A 21,604-nucleotide genomic window follows, 5' to 3' on the forward strand; every position below is an offset into this window, starting at 1 on the left:
CTACAAGCACTATCGGTAATGCAACAAAACCTGCGTCGTACACTGGGAGAGCTGGGCGACTCCTCGTCGCAACTGGCATCGACCTCCGAAGAGATGACCGCCGTTACCGAGGACTCGTTGCGTGGCGTGCAGCGTCAAAACGACGAAATCAATCAGGCTGCCACAGCCATTAATCAAATGAGTGCGGCGGTTGAAGAAGTAGCACGCAACGCTTCGCTGGCTTCCACTGCTGCGCGTGATTCGAGCCAGTCGGCAGAAAACGGCAGCAAGCGTGTCGGCGAAACCGTGAGCGTGATTAATGAGCTGCATCAGGCAGTAGGTGTCACCGCGGTCGAGATCGACGGTCTGGCCGTACAGGTGCAAGGCATCAGCGGCGTGCTGGACGTGATTCGCGGTATCGCTGATCAAACCAACCTGCTTGCCCTCAACGCTGCTATCGAAGCAGCACGAGCAGGCGAAGCCGGTCGTGGCTTTGCGGTAGTAGCAGACGAAGTTCGGGCGCTGGCCCATCGTACTCAGCAGTCCACTGCCGAGATCGAAAAAATGATCGCCTCGATTCAGGACGGCGCCGGTAAAGCGGTCAGCGCCATGGGTCACAGCAGTGAACGCGCACGCGCCAGCCTTGACGTCGCTGAAGCAGCGGGCCTTGCACTGGCTGAAATCACGGCGGCGATCATACAGATCAACGAGCGCAACATGAGTATTGCTTCCGCCACTGAAGAGCAAGCGCAGGTTGCCCGGGAAGTGGATCGTAACCTGACCAGCATCCGCGACCTGTCCCTGCAAACATCCGCAGGCGCCAACCAGACATCGGCTGCCAGCAGCGAGCTATCGCAACTGGCAGTGGGGCTGAATCAGTTGGCATTGCGCTTCAAGATGTGAGGATGATCATGCTGCCGCCGTGTCATAGGCACGGCGCAGTCTTGCAAAAAATGAAAGACCTGCAGGAGCTGCCGAAGGCTGCGAATCGCGGCGAGTCAGGATAAATGCCTTCGCAGCCTTCGGCAGCTCCTGCAGGAAATTCATTCCAGTCCGAAGGAAGCAGCTCTAGACCTTAACCCGCCGCTCCACCACTATCTCCGGCAAATCCAGCCGTCGCATGTACACCCGCAACGGCTCGCGGATGCGCAAGCGGTCGTCGATGTTCTGCTCCAGAAGCAACTGAAGGCGCTCACGGCTGAGGGTCATCAAATCGTTTTCTGCGGCCATCCAGACGAACTCGCAGGTCGGGATAATGCCGTCATCACTGACGTCCATACCAAACGAATCTTCGCTGAAGCGCACGATGTATCGCTGTGCCTTGTGGTGGTAACCGACGAAGCCGGCGAGGTCGTCGGCGGCTTCGCAAATAGCGCTGGAAGTGGTTTTCATCGGCAGTCCTGCCCCAGTGAGTGGGGAAGCAATCACAGTGCGCGGCGGAAGATGTCTTCTATCTGGGCCTGGTCAGCAGGACGCGGGTTGGTCAGGCCGCAGGCGTCTTTCAAAGCGTTGGCCGCCAGGACCGGAAAGTCCTCTTCCTTGACGCCCAGCGCGGTCAGCCCCGGCGGTATGTCGATGGAACCGGACAACGTACGAATCGCAGAAATCGCGGCACGGGCGCCCTCCTCCGGCGCCAGGCCGCGAATGTCCGCCCCCATGGCATGCGCCACATCCGTCAGGCGAGCCGGGCAGACCGCGGCATTGAAACTCTGCACATGAGGCAGCAATACCGCATTGCACACGCCATGCGGCAAGTCGTAGAAACCACCCAGTTGGTGTGCCATGGCATGCACAAAACCCAAAGAGGCATTGTTGAACGCCATGCCCGCGAGGAATTGCGCGTACGCCATGTTCTCCCGCGCTTCCATGTCGGAACCATCGTCCACTGCGCGACGCAGATAACCGGCAATCAACGTCATCGCCTTTAGAGCACAGGCGTCGGTGATGGGCGTGGCGGCCGTCGAGACGTACGCTTCGATGGCATGAGTCAGCGCGTCCATGCCGGTAGCAGCGGTCAGCGATTTGGGCATTTTGGCCATCATCGCCGGGTCGTTCACTGACAGCAGTGGCGTGACATTACGATCTACAATGGCCATTTTTACGTGACGGACTTCGTCAGTGATGATGCAAAAGCGGGTCATCTCACTCGCTGTACCCGCCGTGGTGTTGATGGCAATCAACGGCAATTGCGGATTCTTCGAGCGGTCCACGCCTTCGTAATCACTGATGTGCCCGCCATTGGTGGCGCACAACGCAATGCCTTTGGCGCAGTCGTGAGGCGAGCCGCCGCCCAGAGAAATCACGAAATCGCATTCTCGCTCACGCAATATGGCCAGTCCGCTTTCAACGTTGCTGACGGTCGGGTTGGGTTTGGCGCCATCGAATACCACCGAGTCAATGCCCTGCTCTACCAGAAGACCAGCGATCTGGGTCGCCAGCCCTGCCTTGGCAAGGCCTGCATCGGTAACGATCAGTGCTTTGAGAAAACCGTATTTACGAATCGCCTGCATGGCCTCGTCGAGACAGCCAAGGCCCATGATGTTCACGGCGGGAATGAAGAAGGTGCTGCTCATGATGGAACCTCGGCGCAATCGCCTGCGTGGGAATGCTTACAGCATGCGCGTGCCGAGGAAGGAGAAATTGATCTGGCTCAATGAATTGGGCTGTGAGCGCGATCCTGTAGGAACTGGCGAACAACGCAAAGCTGCGATAGCGATCTGCCTGATAAACCGTCATCGCAGCCTCGCGCTGCTCGTCAGCCCCTACAGGTAGTGGGTCTTAGCTGATAAACCCATCCGCCTGCAGCAAGGTTTCAAGGCATTGTTCCTGAATACCGTAAAACACTTTCAGTTCCTGGATTTTCGCCAGTATCTCGGTGGATTTGAGCGGCTCGGCGCGTTTGACGGCCAGAATCATCTTGTTCTTATTGGTGTGCTCCAACGAGATGAATTCAAACACCTTGGTCTCGTAACCACAGGCTTCGAGCAGCAGCGCACGCAAGCTGTCGGTGACCATTTCAGCTTGCTGGCCCATGTGCAGACCGTATTGCAACATCGGCCGCAGCAACGTCGGGCTCTGGATTTGCAGACGGATCTGCTTATGGCAGCACGGCGAACACATGATGATCGACGCACCGGAGCGGATGCCCATGTGAATCGCGTAATCCGTGGCGATGTCGCAGGCATGCAGCGCAATCATTACGTCCAGCGCACTGGGCGCCACGCTGCGTACGTCGCCGCACTCAAACTTCAGCCCTGGATGTTCAAGACGTACCGCCGCGTTGTTGCACAGCGTGACCATGTCCTCGCGTAGCTCAACACCGGTGACCTGCCCTTCGGCTTGCAAGGTGTTGCGCAGGTAATCATGAATCGCGAACGTCAGGTAACCTTTGCCGGAGCCGAAGTCCGCCACTTTGATCGGCTGATCGAGCTTGAGTGGCGACGACGTCAGGGCGTGGGAAAACACCTCAATGAATTTATTGATCTGCTTCCACTTACGCGACATGGACGGGATCAGCTCATGCTGCTTGTTCGTTACGCCCAGGTCAGTCAGAAACGGTCGGGTCAATTCCAGATAACGTTTCTTCTCCCGATCATGGCCTGCCGATGGTGCTTCACGTTCCTGCTGCGCCTTGCTCTTGAACAGCGTGCTTTTGCCTTTCTTGCTGAACTCCAGCTGGACCTCATCGGTCAACGACAGCAAGTGCGCATTCTTGAAAGACTCAGGCAATAGCTGTGCAATGACCTGCACCGCCTCGACCAATGGGAAGTTCTTGGTAATGTCGCGGGTTTTGTAGCGATACACAAAGGACAGGCAAGGCTGATCCTTGACCGTCAGCGCCTTGATGATCACCCGCTGCAACTCGGCTTCAGCGCCCACGTACTTGGCCAGCACCAGCTTGATGAACGAGTTCTGGGAAAGACTGTTTTCCAGCAGACTCAAAAACTGCGCACGATGATCCGGCGCGGGCTGGGTGGAAGTAGCGGTGACTGACATCGAAAAACGCCTCGGAAACGAGCTGATAGCAAAGGCGGCTATTTTAGGCGGGTTAAGGCGCTGGAGGTTGGATTAATTGATGAACGCCGGTCTGGAAGAATAAAGCCGGATTGGCGAGCCTGTAGCCAGTTTGTTACTTTTTGATTCCGAATGGCTAAAGTGACTTTAGCCAAAACGTAAGTTCCCCTGCATAATCCGTCGCCTACGCCAAGATGTCGAAAACCTGCGCGCTATAGATACTCAGCGCAATGAGAAGTACCGCGGCAATCTGCAGTCCTGGCCGATAAGTAATACCAAAGGTCTAAACCCATAAAATATGGCTGCCTGTTATTAAATGCGAGTTGCGGGCAAAGCCTTGAGAAATCATTCATGAATAAGCTGTGTTTACTCGGTCTTCTGGTCGGTCTGGCCAGTCAGCCAGCGTTGGCTGCAAACAATGTCAACGCCTCGGCCGCCAATAGTCAGGCCACGCTGCAAGCTAAAAACGCCTTCATCGCCAACTTGATGAAGCAAATGACCCTCGACGAAAAGATCGGTCAACTGCGCTTGATCAGCATCAGCCAGGAAGTACCGCAGCCGATGATTCTCAAGGAAATTGCTGCGGGTCGCATTGGCGGCACGTTCAATTCCATCACCCGCGCAGAAAACCGCCCGCTTCAGGAAGCGGCAGTTGCCAAGAGCCGTCTGAAAATCCCGATGTTCTTCGCCTACGACGTGATCCACGGCCATCGGACTATTTTCCCGATCAGCCTGGGCATGGCTGCCAGCTGGGACATGGCCGCGATTGCTGAGACTGGTCGCATTTCGGCTATCGAAGCCAGTGCCGACGGTCTGGACATGACGTTCGCACCGATGGTGGATATCTCTCGCGATCCGCGCTGGGGCCGTAGCTCCGAAGGCTTTGGCGAAGACACTTATCTGGTTTCACGCATTTCCAAAGAAATGGTCAAGTCGTTCCAGGGCGCAAATGTCGCTTCTGCGGACAGCATCATGGCAGCGGTCAAACACTTCGCCCTTTATGGCGCAGTCGAGGGTGGTCGTGATTACAACACTGTGGACATGAGTCCGAACCGCATGTATCAGGATTACCTGCCGCCCTATCGCGCCGGTATTGATGCAGGCGCTGGCGGTGTAATGATCGCACTCAACTCAATCAATGGCGTACCGTCCACCTCCAACAACTGGCTGCTGCAAGACCTGTTGCGCAAGGACTGGGGCTTCAAGGGCGTGACTATCAGCGACCACGGTGCGATCAAGGAGTTGATCGATCACGGCGTTGCCAAGGATTACCGCGAAGCGGCAAAACTGGCCATCAAGGCCGGCGTTGACCTGAGCATGAACGACAAGGCTTACGGTGAAGAACTGCCAGGTCTGGTCAAGAGCGGCGAAGTTTCCATGAAGGAAATCGACAGCGCGGTCCGCGAAGTGCTGGGCGCCAAGTACGACATGGGTCTGTTCGCCAACCCATACCTGCGCATCGGCGATGCCGCTCAGGACCCGGCCGACACCTACTCTGACGACCGTCTGCACCGCGCAGAAGCGCGCGACGTAGCACGCAAGACTCTGGTGCTGCTGAAAAACCAGAACGAAACCCTGCCGCTGAAGAAAGAAGGCACCATCGCCGTGATCGGCAGCCTGGCCAAAAGTCAGCTGGACATGCTCGGCAGCTGGTCTGCCGCAGGTCGCCCGAATCAGTCGGTCACTGTGTATGACGGTCTGGCCAATGCCGTCGGCGACAAGGCAAAACTGCTTTATGCGCGTGGCTCCAACGTCAGCGATAACGAGCACATTCTTAACTACCTGAACTTCATCGAACACGAAGTAGAAGTTGACCCGCGCCCGGCTCAGGAAATGCTCGACGAAGCGGTGAAGACCGCTGAACAGGCCGACGTAATCGTCGCAGTAGTGGGCGAGTCTCGCGGCATGTCACATGAATCCGCCAGCCGCAGCAGCCTGAACATCCCTGCCACCCAGCAGGCATTGATCAAGGCACTCAAAGCCACGGGCAAACCGCTGGTACTGGTGTTGATGAATGGCCGTCCGCTGACACTGGTCGACGAAGTCGAGCAAGCCGATGCGATGCTGGAAACCTGGTTCCCGGGTACCGAAGGCGGCAATGCCGTGGCCGACGTACTGTTTGGCGACTACAACCCGTCCGGCAAGCTGGCAATGTCGTTCCCACGCTCGGTGGGTCAGTTGCCTATTTATTACGCGCACCTGAACACAGGGCGTCCGTATTCACCGGAGAAGCCAGGCAACTACACATCGCAATACTTTGAAGAAACCAACGGCCCATTGTTCCCGTTTGGTTTTGGTCTGAGCTACACGCAGTTCGATGTTTCCGACATCACCCTGTCCGCCAAAGACCTGCCACGAAAGGGCAAGCTGACTGCCAGCGTCACCGTGAAGAATACCGGCAAGGTAGCGGGCGAAACCGTGGTTCAGCTATACCTGCGTGATGTCGCTGCGTCCATCAGCCGCCCGGTCAAAGAACTCAAGGGCTTCGAGAAAATCATGCTGAAAGCCGGCGAAGAAAAAGTCGTGACGTTCACCCTGACCGAAGAAGACCTGAAGTTCTTTAATCCACAGTTGAAATACGCTGCTGAAGCCGGTGAATTCAAGCTGATGATCGGCCTGGATTCTGCGACGGTTAAAGAAACGAGCTTTAATTTGTTGTAATCACCGCGGCCTTCCCCTTGTGGGAGCGAGGCTTGCCCGCGATGAGACTGGACGCGATAGATCTGATATCTGCGGCGTCCTTATCGCGGGCAAACCTTGCTCCCACAGGAGTTAGCATTCCAAACCAGCTAATGCGCAATCCTGGTTGCCCTGCTCATGCCCTCCACTTCCCGGTCCCTGCGCATCACGCTGTATGTCCTGCTGATCCTGGCGGGCGCTGCTGTTTCGGCCGGGTTGGCGATGCGACAGGCGCAGCGTCATGGCGTAGAGCAAGATGCTGCACGGGCGCAGGATCAGCTTTCGCTTTACGCCAACACCCTGCATACCCTGATTGAACGCTACCGCGCACTGCCTGCAGTCCTGGCCCTTGACCCGGAATTGCGCGCCGCCCTGAATGGCCCGATTACGGCCGTGTCCCAGGATGCCCTGAACCGCAAACTGGAAAAGATCAACGGCGCAGCGCAATCCTCGACCCTGGAATTAATGGACCGCAATGGCCTGGCCATCGGCGCCAGTAACTGGCGGCTGCCGACCAGTTACGTGGGTCACAACTACGCTTTTCGCCCGTATTTCCAGCAGACCAAAGCCACCGGCGTCGGACGCTTTTACGCGGTCGGCGTGACCAGCGGCATCCCCGGTTACTTCCTGTCCCATGCGGTAACAGGCGATGCAGGTGAGTTCATGGGGGCCATGGTGGTCAAACTGGAATTCCCCGACCTTGAGCATGAGTGGGCCAAGGGCGAAGACTTGCTGCTGGTCAGTGACGCCAAGGGCATCGTCTTCATTGCTAGCCAGCCGCTTTGGCGTTATCGCGAATTGCTGCCCATTACTACGCAAGATCGCGCCGAACTGTCCGCGACTCGCCAGTACGACAAACAACCGCTGTCCCCGCTGCAACGCACTGAGCTGCGCGAATTCAACCAGCAAAGCCACCTGACCCAAGTCGATGGACCGGATGGCAAGGCTGATTATCTGTGGCAGTCCATGCCGCTACCCGGTGAAAACTGGACCCTGCACTTGTTACGCAAACCGCAACTGGCCAGTGAGGATGCCCGAAACGCAGCGCTGGCAGCCGCGGGCATCTGGCTGACGCTAGTGTTTCTCGGGTTGTTTCTTTATCAGCGCTGGCGTCTGGCACGCCTGCGCGAAAGCAGCCGGGATGAACTGGAACGACAGGTTCAAGAGCGCACTCGGGATCTGCGTACCGCACAAGAGGGCCTGGTGCAGTCGACCAAGCTCGCCGCGCTGGGTCAGATGTCCGCAGCCCTGGCCCATGAAATCAACCAGCCGCTTACAGCGCAAAGCATGCAATTGGCTACGCTGCGTCTGCTGCTGGATCACGGCCGTATCGACGACGCCTACAAGGCCCTCGAGCCGCTGGATCAACAGCTGATACGGATGAAGGCGCTGACTGGCCACCTGAAAACGTTCGCCCGCAAAAGCCCCGGAGGTTTGCGCGAACGGCTCGATCTGGCGGCGGTGGTTGATCAAGCCTTATTGTTGCTGGACTCTCGATTACGCGACGAGCATGTCGATTGCGTCCTGAACCTGACGAGACCGGCCTGGGTACGCGGCGACGCGATCCGCCTGGAGCAAGTACTGATCAACCTGCTGCGTAATGCGCTGGACGCCATGCGCGACAAGCCCGTCAAACGCCTGGAAATCCGTATCTATCCGGAGCAGACGCGCTGGCTCATCAGCGTGGCGGACAGCGGCGGCGGTATTGAAGACGAGCATCTGGCGAATATCTTCGATCCATTTTTCACCACTAAACCTGTTGGCGATGGTTTGGGGTTGGGGCTTGCGGTGTCCTATGCCATCGTCCACGAGTTGGGTGGACGGCTGAGCGCCGAAAACCAGAACAATGGCGCGCTGTTCTGGTTCAGCCTGCCCAATGACTATCTGGAGCCTGATTCTGCATGTTGAACTCAGTGATTGTGGTCGACGACGAAGCCCCGATTCGCGAAGCCGTGGAGCAATGGCTAAGCCTGTCCAGCTTCGATGTTCAGGTCTACAGCCGTGCTGAAGACTGCCTGGCGAATCTGCCCGAGCATTTCCCCGGAGTAATCCTCAGCGATGTGCGCATGCCGGGTATGAACGGCATGGAGTTATTGAGCCGCTTACGGGAAATCGACGCCGATCTGCCGGTGATTTTGCTGACCGGACATGGCGATGTACCCATGGCCGTGGATGCCATGCGCGAAGGTGCATATGACTTTCTCGAGAAACCCTTCAGCCCCGAGGTGCTGTTGCGCAACTTGCGTCGCGCCCTGGAAAAACGTGAGCTGATTCTGGAAAACCGTCGCCTCCACGAACAGGCCGATACCCGGACTCAACTGGAAGCCACGCTGCTGGGCGTTTCACCCGGCCTGCAAACCTTGCGGCGACAGGTACTGGACTTGTCGCAACTGCCGGTTAACGTGGTCATTCGTGGTGAAACCGGTAGCGGCAAGGAAATGGTCGCCCGCTGCCTGCATGATTTCGGCCCTCGAGCGCACAAGCCTTTTGTGGCGCTCAACTGCGCGGCGATCCCGGAGCAGTTGTTTGAAGCCGAACTGTTCGGCCACGAGAGCGGTGCTTTCACCGGCGCTCAAGGCAAACGTATCGGCAAGCTGGAATACGCGGACGGCGGCACGTTGTTTCTTGATGAAATCGAAAGCATGCCGCTGGCTCAACAGGTCAAACTGCTGCGCGTGCTGCAAGACAAGAAACTTGAGCGGCTGGGTTCAAACAAGCCCATTGATGTCGACTTGCGTATCGTCGCAGCCACCAAACCGGACTTGCTGGAAGAGGCGCGCGCCGGACGCTTTCGCGAGGATCTGGCCTACCGGCTGACGGTGGCCGAATTGCGCTTGCCACCGTTGCGTGAGCGCCGTGAGGACATCCCGCTGTTGTTCGCACATTTCGCCAGTGCGGCAGCGCAACGTCTGGGACGCGGCGCACCTGAACTCAGTGGCGCACAGCTGGGCCAATTGTTGAGTCATGACTGGCCCGGCAACGTTCGCGAACTGGCTAACGCTGCCGAGCGGCAAATTCTCGGCCTGACTTCATCGCCGATATTCACAACCGATCCGGGACAATCCCTTGCGGCCCAACAGGAAGCCTTCGAAGCACAATGCCTGCGTGCCGCGCTGGCCCGGCACAAAGGGGATATCAAAGCAGTGCTCGAAGAACTGCAGCTGCCGCGCCGCACCTTGAACGAGAAGATGCAACGGCATGGGTTGCTGCGCGAGATGTTTGTCGAGTAGATCTGCAGCCAGGGCATCACTGATCGATCTGAAAACACCGTCCCTGTAGGAGCTGCCGAAGGCTGCGATGCATTTTTCCTGACACACCGCCATCGCAGCCTTCGGCAGCTCCTACAAATATTCGCGTTAGCGATGAAATTATCGGCAACTTTCCGCCTACCCCAACACCATCAATAAGCGGATTTCCGCTCATCCAGATAACGCCATCCCCTCTAAACCGACCTTTTCTCACATGGCACAGCTCCTGCTATAGCCACAGCAAGGCCGCGCACTGACGCGCCATTCTAAAAACAATGAATAAAAAGGAACATGATGGACATTCCCAACTCTGCTTCTAAAGGGTCGGCCAACGCTCCAGCGGCTGAAAAAACCACCTCAAGTCGTCTCAAATCGATTTTCAGCGGCTCGGTCGGCAACATGGTCGAGTGGTATGACTGGTACGTCTACGCCGCCTTTTCCCTTTACTTCGCCAAGTCCTTTTTCCCGAAAGGCGACACCACAGCGCAACTTCTCAATACCGCAGCCATTTTCGCCGTAGGCTTCCTGATGCGCCCGATTGGCGGGTGGCTGATGGGTTTGTACGCTGACCGCAAGGGCCGCAAGGCAGCACTAATGGCTTCGGTACTGTTGATGTGTTTCGGCTCCCTGATCATCGCGCTGACACCGGGCTATGAAGTCATCGGCGTCGGCGCTCCGATCCTGCTGGTCTTCGCCCGATTGCTGCAGGGCCTGTCAGTCGGTGGCGAGTACGGCACCTCGGCTACCTATCTCAGTGAAATGGCAACCAAGGAACGTCGCGGCTTCTTCTCGAGCTTCCAGTACGTGACGCTGATTTCCGGCCAACTCATCGCGCTCGCCGTATTGATCGTGCTGCAGCAGACGCTGACCACCGAGCAACTGTACTCGTGGGGCTGGCGCGTGCCGTTCGTGATCGGCGCACTCTGTGCTGTGGTTGCGCTGTTCCTGCGTCGTGGCATGGAAGAAACCGAATCGTTTACCCGTGCCAAGAAGGAAAAGCCAAAAGAAAGCCTGATGCGTACTTTGATGCGCCATCCGAAGGAACTGATGACTGTCGTGGGCCTGACCATGGGCGGCACGCTGGCTTTCTATACCTACACCACCTACATGCAGAAGTACCTGGTAAACACAGTAGGGATGAGTATCAGTGACTCGACCACTATCTCTGCCGCAACCCTGTTCCTGTTCATGGTGATTCAGCCGCTGGTTGGCGCGCTATCGGACAAGGTCGGTCGCCGCCCCATCCTGATCGCCTTTGGCGTGATGGGTACGCTCTGCACCGTGCCGATCCTGACCACCCTGCATACGATCCAGACCTGGTGGGGTGCGTTCTTCCTGATCATGGCGGCGCTGATCATCGTCAGCGGTTACACCTCGATCAACGCAGTGGTGAAAGCGGAACTGTTCCCTACCGAGATTCGCGCATTGGGCGTTGGTCTGCCATATGCACTGACAGTGTCGATCTTTGGCGGCACGGCGGAATACATCGCGCTCTGGTTCAAGAGCATTGGTATGGAAACCGGGTACTACTGGTACGTTACGGCGTGTATCGCCTGTTCGTTGCTGGTTTACGTGTTCATGAAAGACACACGCAAGCACTCACGCATCGAAACCGACTGATTCCATCAGCGGCAATGATAAAGGGCAGCCACACTCGTGGGTCTGCCCTTTTTAATACGAGAAATTCTCAACTGGCACCCGCCAGATCGGTGCAATGCACAGCTAAAAAACCAACAAAAAACGCAATAATTATGACAATTTAAATTTGTCAAGAGGGTTTATTGCAAGATTTTTCAAAAAAATGCACCGTCCTGATGCAGGTCAAGCTGAGAAGCCCGAAAATCGTGCCCTGTATCCAACTATCATTTCTAGCGATGGTCGTTAGCACTGCTATTCACTTCTGAATAAATTTCAGGCGCGTAGCATTCACTCCATACCGAACTGACAACCCATTCGATTACTGGAGTACACCATCATGAAAACCAACAAACTGATTTTTGGCATTGCATTCTCTGTTCTGGCTTCAAGCGCATTCGCTTCGCCACAACTTCCAAGCCTGCCAGGCAACAACCACACCAACGCGGTTGAGCAGTCTTCGACCCTTACTGTTGCCGAAGGCGGTTCCGTACACACCAACGTAGGCAGCATCCGCCAAGCGGCTGTTGGCAGCGACCAGGTTGGTGCTGATCGTCTGGCTGCTGACGGTGCCGACAATGTAGGTCCTAACCGCCAGGCCGCTGATGGTGCTGATCACGTAGGCGCAAATCGTCTGGCTGAAGACGGTGCTGACCGTGTAGGTGCAAATCGTCTGACTTCTGACGGTGCCGACCACGTTGGTGCAAATCGTCTGGCCGCTGATGGCGCAGACCGCGTAGGTGCAAATCGTCTGATCTAACTGATCGAACGGTTCCTTTTAGCCCGGCCTTGCGCCGGGCTTAATCGTTTTTGAGTCACGCAAAAATGTCAGACGCTTTGAATGTCAGGCACTATAGACGCATCTTTTCATGCGCCTTTGAGCCCACAGGATTAGCACATGTCAGACGATATTTATTCGTACGAACCCTCCCAAGGCCACGGCCTGCCACACGATCCGTTCAACGCAATCGTAGGTCCTCGCCCTATCGGCTGGATCTCGTCACAAGATGCCAACGGCAAGTTGAATCTGGCGCCGTACAGCTTCTTCAACGCCTTCAACTACATCCCGCCGATCATTGGCTTCTGTAGCGTTGGGCGCAAAGACAGCCTGAACAACATCGAACAGACTGGCGAGTTTGTCTGGAATCTGGCCACGCGGTCGCTGGCTGAAGCCATGAATCAGAGCTGCGCACCGGTTGCTGCGGATGTCAGTGAGTTCGAATTGGCAAACCTGACGCCGCTGGCATCGCAAATAGTGGCCGTGCCGCGCGTTAAGGAAACGCCGGTTTCGTTCGAGTGCAAGGTGACCCAGATCATCCAGTTACAACGCGCCGACAAAGAAGTCGTGCCTAGCTGGCTGATTCTGGGTGAAGTGGTGGCGGTGCATATCGCAAAATCACTGCTCAAGGACGGGATTTACGACACCGCGGCTGGCGAGCCTATTCTGCGTGGCGGCGGCCCGGCAGACTACTTCCAGCTAGGTCCGGAAGCGCTGTTCAAGATGCACCGCCCCAAAGCCTGATCAATGAGCCTGAAATGAAAGACCGCCCTCAGCATCGATATCGATCAAGCGGTTCAGCTCATCGGTAGCTGCAACGTCAGCTTCATGGGCGGTCTTGAATTTTTGCTCTGGCAGCACCCGATTGAATACCGGTGCACCACCGGCCTCCAGGCCCTTTACTGCAATGGCGGCGCTGTAGCCACCTTCGCCCGGGACGACTGCTGAAACCGCTTCGAAGCCATTGAGTTCTTTACGTGCCATGGGTCCAGATCCTGCCTGTGCTTTGAAAGCTGGGGATTCTAAACCTACGACGCTCAAACCGCTTGCATCAGGTGCTCGGCCTCAGCAAGTGTGGCAAAGGTATGGAAATCCAGGCTGCTGACCATATAGGTCTGCATGACGTCGGCAAACACTTGTAACTCGGGGGTGGTCAGCCAGCTGTTCATTGCCTCTTCGCTGACCCAGCAGCCGGAAATGAGCCACAGGTCCGGATCCTTTAGCGAGCGCTGCAAAGCGAAGCTCAAGCAACCTTCAGCCGTGCGAGAAGGATCGACCAGGCAGAGCAAGCGCTCGCCCAGTTGTTCGCTGTGACCAGTCCTGGCGCGGGCGAAAACCAGATGGCTCACTGATGATGACTGAGGCATGGTCATAGCTCCTTTGGTGTACAGGATGATGTTTTCAGGGTGCGGCGACAGGAACCGAGATTAGAGGCTTAGGGCAACACTCGTTAGTCAGTTACTGTCGGCTTCTTGCCTGATCCTGCGTAGCTGTGAAAATCACGCGATACAGAAGGGGCAGACTTCATGCAACGCCAACGCAGTAACAGGCAAAGGCAGACCCGGTTTGACAGCGTGAAACATGCACTCCGGCAGAATCAGGCAATCATCTCGCAGGATTCAGGTAGTGCTTTGGCTTGCACAAAAATAAGCTGGGCACATCAATGAAGGATTAAAGGACTCGCTCATGCCGCCACTTCAGCCACTCAAAGAACCGCTTAGCGAAGACCTCGAGAAGCAGCGAATCGAGCTGGCTGACCTGGTTCGCCGGTTCGCTCCTGCCGAAGGCTCATTTCAGACGGCTATTTCGCCGCTGCACATGGTGCGCTATGAAAGCCCGGCGCAATCGCTGCCTAGCCTGGTTCAGCCTGCGCTTTGCTTGTTTGCCCATGGCAGCAAGGAAGTGCGTCTGGGTGACGAGACCTACACTTACGATCCACTCAACTACCTGGTGCTGTCTGTCGCGTTGCCGTTGAGCGGCAGAATCCTTCACGCGACACCGGAAAATCCGAATCTGGCTTTGCGACTGGATATCGACCCGGCAGATATTAACGCCCTGATCGCCGAAGCAGGTCCCATGAGCGTTCCGACCCGCCCCAGCGGACGCGGCCTCTATATCGAAAGGATCGACACGCAGTTGCTGGATGCAGTGCTACGCCTGTCACGCTTGCTCGATAGCCCGAAAGACATCCCCATGCTCGCGCCGCTGATCAAACGCGAAATTCTCTATCGACTGTTGCGTAGCCCCCAAGGCCATCGCCTCTACGAAATAGCCATCACCAGTTGCCAGACTCATCGCGTCACCCAGGCGATCAGGTGGCTCAACCAGAACTTCACCGAATCCTTGCGCATTGAAGAACTGGCCAGGGAAGTGAACTTAAGTGTTTCAACCCTGCACCATCGCTTCAAGGCAGTCACGGCCATGAGTCCATTGCAGTATCAGAAGCAGCTGCGGCTTCAGGAGGCGCGACGCCTGATGCTGGCCGATGGGCTGGACGCCTCGGCTGCCGGTTACCGAGTGGGCTACGAAAGCCCATCGCAGTTCAGCCGGGAATACAGTCGTCTGTTCGGTGCCCCGCCGTTGCGCGATCTTGCCCGGTTGCGGGCCACTGTTTAGCGCTGTTCGCCACACACTCCTGTAGAAGCGCACGAGTACCGCGAGGCCGCGATAGCATTTGCGCCTGACATAACGCCATCGCGGCCTCGCGTTGCTCGTGCGCTCCTACGGCAGAAGTGGTTGGTACTTATAGACGCTATAACTTTTAAGGCAATACGCCATACCCCATAGATCAATTCTGTCCTACGCCCCCTGCACGCCTGCCCTACACTCGCTTTAATCCTTCCTGAACTGCCAAGTAGTTGGAATGAGGAAAGCGACATGAACATAAAAATAAAAAAATGCGTCACCGTTCTGAGTATCAGCGCCGTTATCGCGGTGTATGCAGCGGGTGTTTACCGCAACGAACTGGCTCGTCAGGCGCCACAAGTGGCGACATGCAGCTTCGGTCATTGCGTGCCCAGTAACGCGACATTCAGCGCATTGCGATAAGGCTTCGCTGAAGCGTTTAAGTGGCTGGAAATGCATAAGGCAGCTATCGATTAGGGAGCTATCGGCTTAGACTGATTGCGCTCCCCGTCGGCATTCGGCGGAAATCACTGTCGATCAGGTTCTGCCTTGACAAGTATTGCCCAGACCACGCCTTCAATCCGTAGCGTCCTGTACGCGTTGATGATGGCCGTATTTCTCAGCGCCCTTGATCAGACGATTGTTGCCGTCTCGATCCCCGCTATTTCTACCCAGTTCAATGATTTCGACCTGTTGGCCTGGGTGATTTCCGCCTACATGGTTGCACTGACCGTTGCCGTACCGATTTACGGCAAGCTCGGGGATCTTTACGGCCGACGCAAGTTGATGCTGTTTGGCCTGGGGCTTTTTACATTGGCCTCGCTGTTCTGCGGCATAGCGCAGAGCATGGAGCAACTGGTGCTGGCGCGAGTCATTCAAGGTATTGGCGCGGGCGGCATGGTTTCAGTCAGTCAGGCAATTATCGGCGATCTTGTTCCGCCGCGAGAACGCGGACGCTACCAAGGCTATTTCAGCGGCATGTACGCCTTGGCCAGTGTGTCAGGTCCGGTTTTGGGAGGCGTCATGACTCAATACCTCTCCTGGCGCTGGGTGTTCCTGATCAACCTGCCACTGGGCTTGATTGCGTGGTGGTTCGCCAAACGCACGTTACTCGGCCTGCCTGTCCCGCAACGCAAACCGATCATCGACTACCTGGGTACGGTGTTGATGATCGTCGGCCTGACGGCGCTGTTGCTGGGCATAACTGAAATTGGCCAGGGCCATAGCTGGCGGGATCAACAGGTACTGACGCTGCTCGGTATCGCATTGCTGGCTCTGGTTTGTTTCGTCTGGTACGAACGGCGAGCATTGGAGCCTCTGTTGCCGATGCATTTGTTCACCAACCGCAGCGCAGTGCTCTGCTGGTGCACGATTTTCTTCACCAGCTTCCAGGCGATTTCGCTGATCGTGCTGGTGCCGCTACGATTCCAAACGGTCACCGGCGGCGGTGCCGACAGCGCCGCACTGCACCTTCTGCCACTGGCGATCGGCATGCCCATGGGCGCTTTTTTTGCGGGGCGTCGCACTTCATTGACCGGCCGCTACAAGCCAATGATTCTTACCGGCGCAATGTTGATGCCGATTGCGATTCTGGGCATGGCGTTCACCCCGCCGCAATCCTTGCTGATGACCAGCTTGTTTATGGTGCTGACAGGAATCGCCAGTGGCATGCAGTTCCCAACGTCGTTGGTGGGGACGCAAAACTCGGTCGCGAAACACGACATGGGCGTGGCGACCAGCACTACTAACCTGTTTCGCTCTTTGGGTGGCGCGGTGGGCGTGGCGTTGATGTCGGCATTGTTGCTGGCAATGCTGCAAGGCACTGAATTTGGTGATGCAGGGTTGGCTGGTGCAGGCTCGATCGGCGGTGAAGGTGCGTCAGGCAACGTGCTGATGGACAGCCTCAATGCCGCCAGCGGCCCGGCGCTGCAAATCTTGCGTGATGAGCTGTTACTGACCTTCCGCCACCTGATGATCGTCAGCGCAGCCATTTCACTGCTGGGTCTGGCTGCCGCACTGGCGATGCCCAACAACCTGTTGCGGGGGAGAGAATAAAGAGAGCTGATCAACGGGCAACGATCATTTAGCCTGAATGTTTTTCTGTGGGAGCGGATTCATTCGCGAAATAGGCGCCCCCGAAAAACTCAGGGTCTGACATACCGTCTTCGCGAATGAATTCGCTCCCACAGAGCCCCATCTACAGCTCATCGCGCGGAGACAGAGCTATTTCCAGAGTTAACCCCCGCTTAGCTACTGGCTGTAATACCCCACCGCCACCAGATAATCGCCAACCTTGCGCGCATACGCATGCTTGTTTTCTACTTTGCCAGTTACGGGATTGCGCCAGCGGTACTCGTATTCAGCGGTGTCCTGCTTTCCAATCAGCGCCAACATTGGCTCGCCGACCGGTTTGCCTTCCGGGTCTTTGACCTTGCGGAAGTCGGTGTTGATCAATCGCAGGTTGGTGCCATGAGCGACATAACGCTTGCTGTTCAGATCGACCACGAACACATAAAGGTCATCCTGCAAAAAACCGCCTCGCAGGCTGTTGATTGCACTGAGGGTCCCTTTCTGGTCGCGACTCAATTCCTTGACTGCTTTGTCCAATAAAGCTCTGGCTTGTTCAGGCGATGCACGAGGGACGTAGTAACCCACCGCCAGAATCCGCTCGCCAACACGCTGAAAGTAAACCCGCTTACGCTCGACTTTACCGTCGGCCCAGTTATGCCAGCGGTATTCAGCCTGTTGTACACCTTTGCTTTCCGGCGTCTGCAAAACATCCTTGAAGGCTTTTTGCAGGTCCGGCTCCAGCACCTGAGAGACATCGCGACCAATCAACACCACCGAGGGGCCACCGCTGGCAAGCATGACGCCATGGGTGTCGACGACGAACACATAACGCTCCCCATCAACGAACTCACCCTGACGGCTGAATTCGGCAAACGACTTGTCCCCCGCCTGCTGATAACGGGCAACCGCTTTCTCCAGCAGAGCTCTGGCAGCAGGCCCCTGCTCCGGGCTTTCGACCCCAGCCCACACCTGACCAAGCCAGGCGGAGCATAGAACCCCCAGAACAACACCCATACGTCGTGGTGAAAATTGCATGAACGGCCCCTTTTTTTGTAAGTCTGCACAGAGCTTAGACAAACGCCGGATGATGAAGAATCATTCATGAAAAAGGGGTCGTCAGCGCCGTATCACTATCCGCTGAAATCAGTCCAGAACCACTGCGTACGCTCGGCCTTGAGGTGCTCGAAAGCAGGCATGACTTCACCTTTGTTGAAGAAACGCCGGGAGCGCGCCATGGCGCTGCTGAACCAGTGGCCGGTCTGCGGGCAAGGCTGACCGGCACGCACCGAAGCCATGGGCTTTTCGTCGAAGCGTGCGTACCACTGCGCAGTGGATTGCTCGGTAAAACCGATGCCCCGCCCCGGGCAAGGATGCAGGCACCCGGTATCCTGCACCCGTATGGGTTTGAGCACTTTATTGACCGCCACGTAAGCACTCGATGGCGCCTCGCTCTTGCCGCCCAAGGTGGGTAACACGCCAGCGCGAATCATCAGGCCATGCTCGTAAGTATGAAAAACCACATCGCTATGGGTACTGAGCACGCTGCGCAAGCGGTCACTGCCGCCCAACTGATGCACGAACCGGTTCCCCAGAACGCTGTACCAACTGACGCCCTTGATTCGATCAAGTAAACGCAGGCTTTCCATGTGAGGCCCGGCATCCACCATCAGACCGATATAGTTTCGCGCCAGCTCATATTCCAGTGGCAGATAACGCAGACCATCTCCTGGCAAGACACACACAAGACCGCCGTAGCCATGCTCGGCCTGAGTCTGATTACATAGATATTTGATCCATCCTTCATAAACCCTGGCGCCGTCTCTCTCCATCAAAAAGGACCAGGGCAGGAGCATTTTCAGACAGGAGTGATCCGTAGCCGCCTGAGATTGCGAGGGGGCCATCACCGACATGCAATGAGTGGCGGCTTCGACTGGCCTGGCGCTGGAAATTGACCACAGCAGCGGCTCGTCTGGCGAGCTTTCAAGCACTTGCCGTCGACAGATAGAGAAACTGCTCGGAGACAGCTTTCGAAGGCGCTGATAGGACTGCCAATCAAGGGCCGAGCGAAACGTGTCGTAAAAATGTGTAAAACATTCCTCGATACGCCGCCTGATCTGCTCAGTGTGACCGTGCTTGAAATACAAAGTGGTCATCAGGCCGAGTCTAGCGGCGGGTCGGCATTGTGCAGCATCAGCCAATAATTGATTGGCCTGGTCCTTGAGTCTTCCCGGAATTCCTACTGCTTCAGGTACGGTTTGCAACACGCTTTTATTCTCCCGGTCATCGAATGCCGCGGAAGAGTGAAGGGAGTTGCCGGCAGGGACAATACTGGAAAATCAATTTGGGAAATCAGCTACACACTTCAAGAAGTGTCCTACTCAATTCCTACAAAAATAGCCTCTGCCGAACGCTTTTGATCGCCGACAGTCATAGTGGCATTGCGCCAACAGCGTAAGGTGTGGGTAAAGTGACTGGGCAGTCACTTCATACTTCGATATAGATGCGGGCTGTGGGGAACGGGAATATTCTGACAAAAGTTTCAGGTGCGTAGCGCGGGGCTGAGGCGCAGCATATCCAAACCGGCGTCAACCCACTTCTCGGCTCTGTCGTTGAGCGAGTAGCTATCAGGAATCAGTAGCCATTGACCCAGCATGCCGTCGATGTAGGCATGAAGGGCGATAGAAGCGCGGACAGTGTCCAGATCTGCGGGCAGTTGACCTTTACGCACGGCGTTACTCAGAGCCAGGCCAATACGGTCGTTGCACTCCAGCGCGTTGGCTTGGCGCTGAAGGCGGAAATCGCACATTTCATCGGTGAATTCGCATTTATGAAACAAGATCTCATTAATGCGACGCGTTTTTGGGTCCAGTGTAATTTCATGAAACAAATGAATAAGCAATTTCTTCATGCAACCCAATGGGTCGACCTCGTCCTCGCTTTCGCTCGCCTTGGCCATCTCTTCCAGTGGCTCCTGAATGCTGTCGAGCATCGCCTGCACCAGATCTGCCTTGTTGCTGAAGTGCCAGTAAATCGCACCGCGAGTCACGCCTGCCAAGGATGCGATATCTGCCAGAGTCGTACGCGCAACCCCCCTTTCATAGAACGCTTTTTCGGCGGCTACAAGAATTTGGCTACGGGTAACCTGAGCTTCCTCTTTGGTACGACGAACCATGGCAGTAAAACCTCATTAAATATGCTACGCGCCACGAATTGCGTGGCCCTGAAGCAAAACCGGGCGGCATTTGTAGCACCTTGTCCCGAACCTTCGATCCCCAGTCAGCACGGCTTGGAGAAGCAATACTGGCTATTTACAAACAACCGTGAATGTAAGTATATTCGTTAGCCTACTACTTATCCAACCAGAATTTTTCACACCCTTTCACTTTTCTTGAGCACCCAGGCTCCTGACCCGAGGATCTTCATGCAATTCAAGCCAGCTGTTACCGTACTGGTCACTGCCGTCGCCCTGGCAACACTGCTCAGTGGATGCAGTAAAAAGGAAGAAGCCGCAGCCCCTGCAGCTGCACCTCCTCAGGTCGGCGTCGTCACCATCAAAGCCCAACCCTACACCCTGACTTCGGAACTGCCGGGCCGCACCACGGCTTATCGCATCGCCGAGGTTCGGCCACAGGTCAACGGCATCATTCTCAAGCGCATGTTTACAGAAGGCGCTGATGTGAAGGCCGGCCAACAGCTGTATCAGATTGATCCAGCGCTTTACGAAGCCACGGCCAACAGCGCGAAGGCGACTTTGCAGTCGGCCAAGTCGTTGGCTGATCGCTACAAGCAACTGGTCAACGAGCAAGCCGTAAGCCGTCAGGAATACGACACTGCCCTGTCTTCCAGCCAGGAAGCACAGGCCACGCTGCAGACCGCTCAGATCAACCTGCGTTACACCAAGGTCATGGCACCGATCTCTGGCCGTATCGGGCGCTCCGATGTGACTGAAGGCGCACTGGTCACCAGCGGTCAGACCAACGCGATGGCAACTATCCAGCAACTTGATCCGATCTACGTTGACGTGACCCAGTCTTCCGCCGAGATGCTCAAGCTGCGTCGCGACCTGGAGAGCGGCAAGCTGCAAAAAGCCGGGGACAACGCCGCGACGGTCAAGCTGACCCTGGAAGACGGCAGCGAGTACAGCAAGCCGGGCAAACTTGAGTTCTCAGAAGTGTCGGTAGACCAGGCGACTGGCTCCGTGACCCTGCGTGCAGTATTCCCGAACCCTGACCACACCCTGCTGCCTGGCATGTTCGTTCACGCCCAACTGCAAGCTGGTGTGAAAAGCGAAGCCATTCTTGCTCCACAGCAAGGCGTGACCCGTGACATGCGCGGCAAGCCATCAGCCCTGGTGGTCAATAAAGACAACAAGGTTGAGCAGCGCGAACTCATCGCCAACCGCACTTCAGGTGCTTACTGGCTGATCGAAAAAGGTCTGGAGCCGGGTGATCGCGTAATCACCGAAGGTCTGCAATTCGTCAAGCCAGGCGCGCAAGTGACGGTCAAGGAAGCGACCAACCTCACGCCAGCCCAGTCCGCTCAGTCCGCCCCTGCCGCCACTGGCAAAGGTGAGTAA

The 21,604-nt window shown here is 56.5% G+C and carries 18 protein-coding genes and 1 pseudogene; 11 read left to right on the forward strand and 8 right to left on the reverse strand.

The window, feature by feature from the left end:
* Window positions 1-285: 285 nt before the first annotated feature.
* Window positions 286-882 (forward strand): annotated as a pseudogene (locus tag ABRP31_RS22130) (methyl-accepting chemotaxis protein); the annotation flags it as partial.
* 165 nt (window positions 883-1,047) lie between these two features.
* Here ABRP31_RS22130 and ABRP31_RS22135 read toward each other — a convergent pair.
* From ABRP31_RS22135 to ABRP31_RS22145, 3 genes are all read right to left on the reverse strand, one after another.
* On the reverse strand, window positions 1,048-1,371 hold the full coding sequence (locus ABRP31_RS22135) for a DUF2025 family protein (protein ID WP_349969742.1): 324 nt from the start codon (window positions 1,369-1,371) through the stop codon (window positions 1,048-1,050).
* 32 nt (window positions 1,372-1,403) lie between these two features.
* Window positions 1,404-2,552 (reverse strand): L-threonine dehydrogenase, encoded by a 1,149-nt coding sequence (gene yiaY, locus ABRP31_RS22140; RefSeq protein WP_349969740.1) that lies wholly within the window; start codon window positions 2,550-2,552, stop codon window positions 1,404-1,406.
* Window positions 2,553-2,757: 205 nt separating this feature from the next.
* The gene (locus ABRP31_RS22145; protein ID WP_349969738.1) at window positions 2,758-3,975 is read right to left on the reverse strand and encodes an SAM-dependent methyltransferase; all 1,218 of its coding nucleotides are present in this window, start codon (window positions 3,973-3,975) and stop codon (window positions 2,758-2,760) included.
* A gap of 369 nt (window positions 3,976-4,344) precedes the next feature.
* Here ABRP31_RS22145 and bglX point away from each other — a divergent pair, with 369 nt between their 5' ends.
* From bglX to ABRP31_RS22175, 6 genes are all read left to right on the forward strand, one after another.
* Window positions 4,345-6,654, forward strand: coding sequence for a beta-glucosidase BglX (bglX, locus tag ABRP31_RS22150; protein ID WP_349969737.1), 2,310 nt, complete (start codon window positions 4,345-4,347; stop codon window positions 6,652-6,654).
* A 156-nt stretch (window positions 6,655-6,810) separates the two neighbouring features.
* A complete protein-coding gene (locus tag ABRP31_RS22155; protein ID WP_349969736.1) occupies window positions 6,811-8,580 on the forward strand; it encodes an ATP-binding protein in 1,770 nt (589 codons plus the stop codon).
* Window positions 8,574-9,902 carry a sigma-54 dependent transcriptional regulator gene (locus ABRP31_RS22160; RefSeq protein ID WP_349969734.1) on the forward strand — a complete coding sequence of 443 codons (1,329 nt, stop codon included), beginning with the start codon at window positions 8,574-8,576 and terminating at the stop codon, window positions 9,900-9,902. Before ABRP31_RS22155 ends, ABRP31_RS22160 begins: the two co-directional genes overlap by 7 nt.
* A gap of 312 nt (window positions 9,903-10,214) precedes the next feature.
* Window positions 10,215-11,540, forward strand: coding sequence for an MFS transporter (locus ABRP31_RS22165; RefSeq protein ID WP_087264763.1), 1,326 nt, complete (start codon window positions 10,215-10,217; stop codon window positions 11,538-11,540).
* Window positions 11,541-11,895: 355 nt separating this feature from the next.
* Window positions 11,896-12,315, forward strand: coding sequence for a hypothetical protein (locus ABRP31_RS22170; RefSeq protein WP_087264764.1), 420 nt, complete (start codon window positions 11,896-11,898; stop codon window positions 12,313-12,315).
* Window positions 12,316-12,453: 138 nt separating this feature from the next.
* Complete coding sequence (locus ABRP31_RS22175; protein ID WP_087264765.1) at window positions 12,454-13,077, forward strand: flavin reductase family protein; 624 nt, start codon at window positions 12,454-12,456, stop codon at window positions 13,075-13,077.
* Here the strand turns inward: ABRP31_RS22175 and ABRP31_RS22180 are convergent, their stop codons facing one another.
* Both ABRP31_RS22180 and ABRP31_RS22185 read right to left on the reverse strand, forming a co-directional pair.
* Window positions 13,078-13,317: a hypothetical protein gene (locus tag ABRP31_RS22180; RefSeq protein ID WP_349969733.1), complete on the reverse strand. Its 240-nt coding sequence runs from the start codon at window positions 13,315-13,317 to the stop codon at window positions 13,078-13,080.
* A 53-nt stretch (window positions 13,318-13,370) separates the two neighbouring features.
* On the reverse strand, window positions 13,371-13,700 hold the full coding sequence (locus ABRP31_RS22185; protein WP_349969731.1) for an antibiotic biosynthesis monooxygenase family protein: 330 nt from the start codon (window positions 13,698-13,700) through the stop codon (window positions 13,371-13,373).
* A gap of 319 nt (window positions 13,701-14,019) precedes the next feature.
* On the opposite strand from ABRP31_RS22185, the gene ABRP31_RS22190 reads away from it, so the two are divergent.
* From ABRP31_RS22190 to ABRP31_RS22200, 3 genes are all read left to right on the forward strand, one after another.
* Window positions 14,020-14,949, forward strand: a complete 930-nt coding sequence (locus tag ABRP31_RS22190) for an AraC family transcriptional regulator (RefSeq protein ID WP_349969729.1) — start codon at window positions 14,020-14,022, stop codon at window positions 14,947-14,949.
* A gap of 261 nt (window positions 14,950-15,210) precedes the next feature.
* Window positions 15,211-15,381 carry a hypothetical protein gene (locus tag ABRP31_RS22195; protein ID WP_167384306.1) on the forward strand — a complete coding sequence of 57 codons (171 nt, stop codon included), beginning with the start codon at window positions 15,211-15,213 and terminating at the stop codon, window positions 15,379-15,381.
* Between the two features lie 126 nt (window positions 15,382-15,507).
* Entirely contained in the window at window positions 15,508-17,013 is a 1,506-nt protein-coding gene (locus ABRP31_RS22200) for an MDR family MFS transporter (protein ID WP_349969728.1), read from the forward strand.
* A 195-nt stretch (window positions 17,014-17,208) separates the two neighbouring features.
* On the opposite strand, the gene ABRP31_RS22205 is transcribed toward ABRP31_RS22200, so the two are convergent.
* From ABRP31_RS22205 to ABRP31_RS22215, 3 genes are all read right to left on the reverse strand, one after another.
* A complete protein-coding gene (locus ABRP31_RS22205) occupies window positions 17,209-18,042 on the reverse strand; it encodes a cache domain-containing protein (protein ID WP_372489468.1) in 834 nt (277 codons plus the stop codon).
* 116 nt (window positions 18,043-18,158) lie between these two features.
* Window positions 18,159-19,292: a type VI immunity family protein gene (locus ABRP31_RS22210; RefSeq protein WP_372488989.1), complete on the reverse strand. Its 1,134-nt coding sequence runs from the start codon at window positions 19,290-19,292 to the stop codon at window positions 18,159-18,161.
* Between the two features lie 275 nt (window positions 19,293-19,567).
* Window positions 19,568-20,200 carry a TetR family transcriptional regulator gene (locus tag ABRP31_RS22215; protein WP_087264771.1) on the reverse strand — a complete coding sequence of 211 codons (633 nt, stop codon included), beginning with the start codon at window positions 20,198-20,200 and terminating at the stop codon, window positions 19,568-19,570.
* A gap of 249 nt (window positions 20,201-20,449) precedes the next feature.
* Here ABRP31_RS22215 and ABRP31_RS22220 point away from each other — a divergent pair, with 249 nt between their 5' ends.
* Entirely contained in the window at window positions 20,450-21,604 is a 1,155-nt protein-coding gene (locus ABRP31_RS22220) for an efflux RND transporter periplasmic adaptor subunit (protein ID WP_087264772.1), read from the forward strand.

The organism is Pseudomonas caspiana, assembly GCF_040224095.2.
Lineage (GTDB): Bacteria > Pseudomonadota > Gammaproteobacteria > Pseudomonadales > Pseudomonadaceae > Aquipseudomonas > Aquipseudomonas caspiana.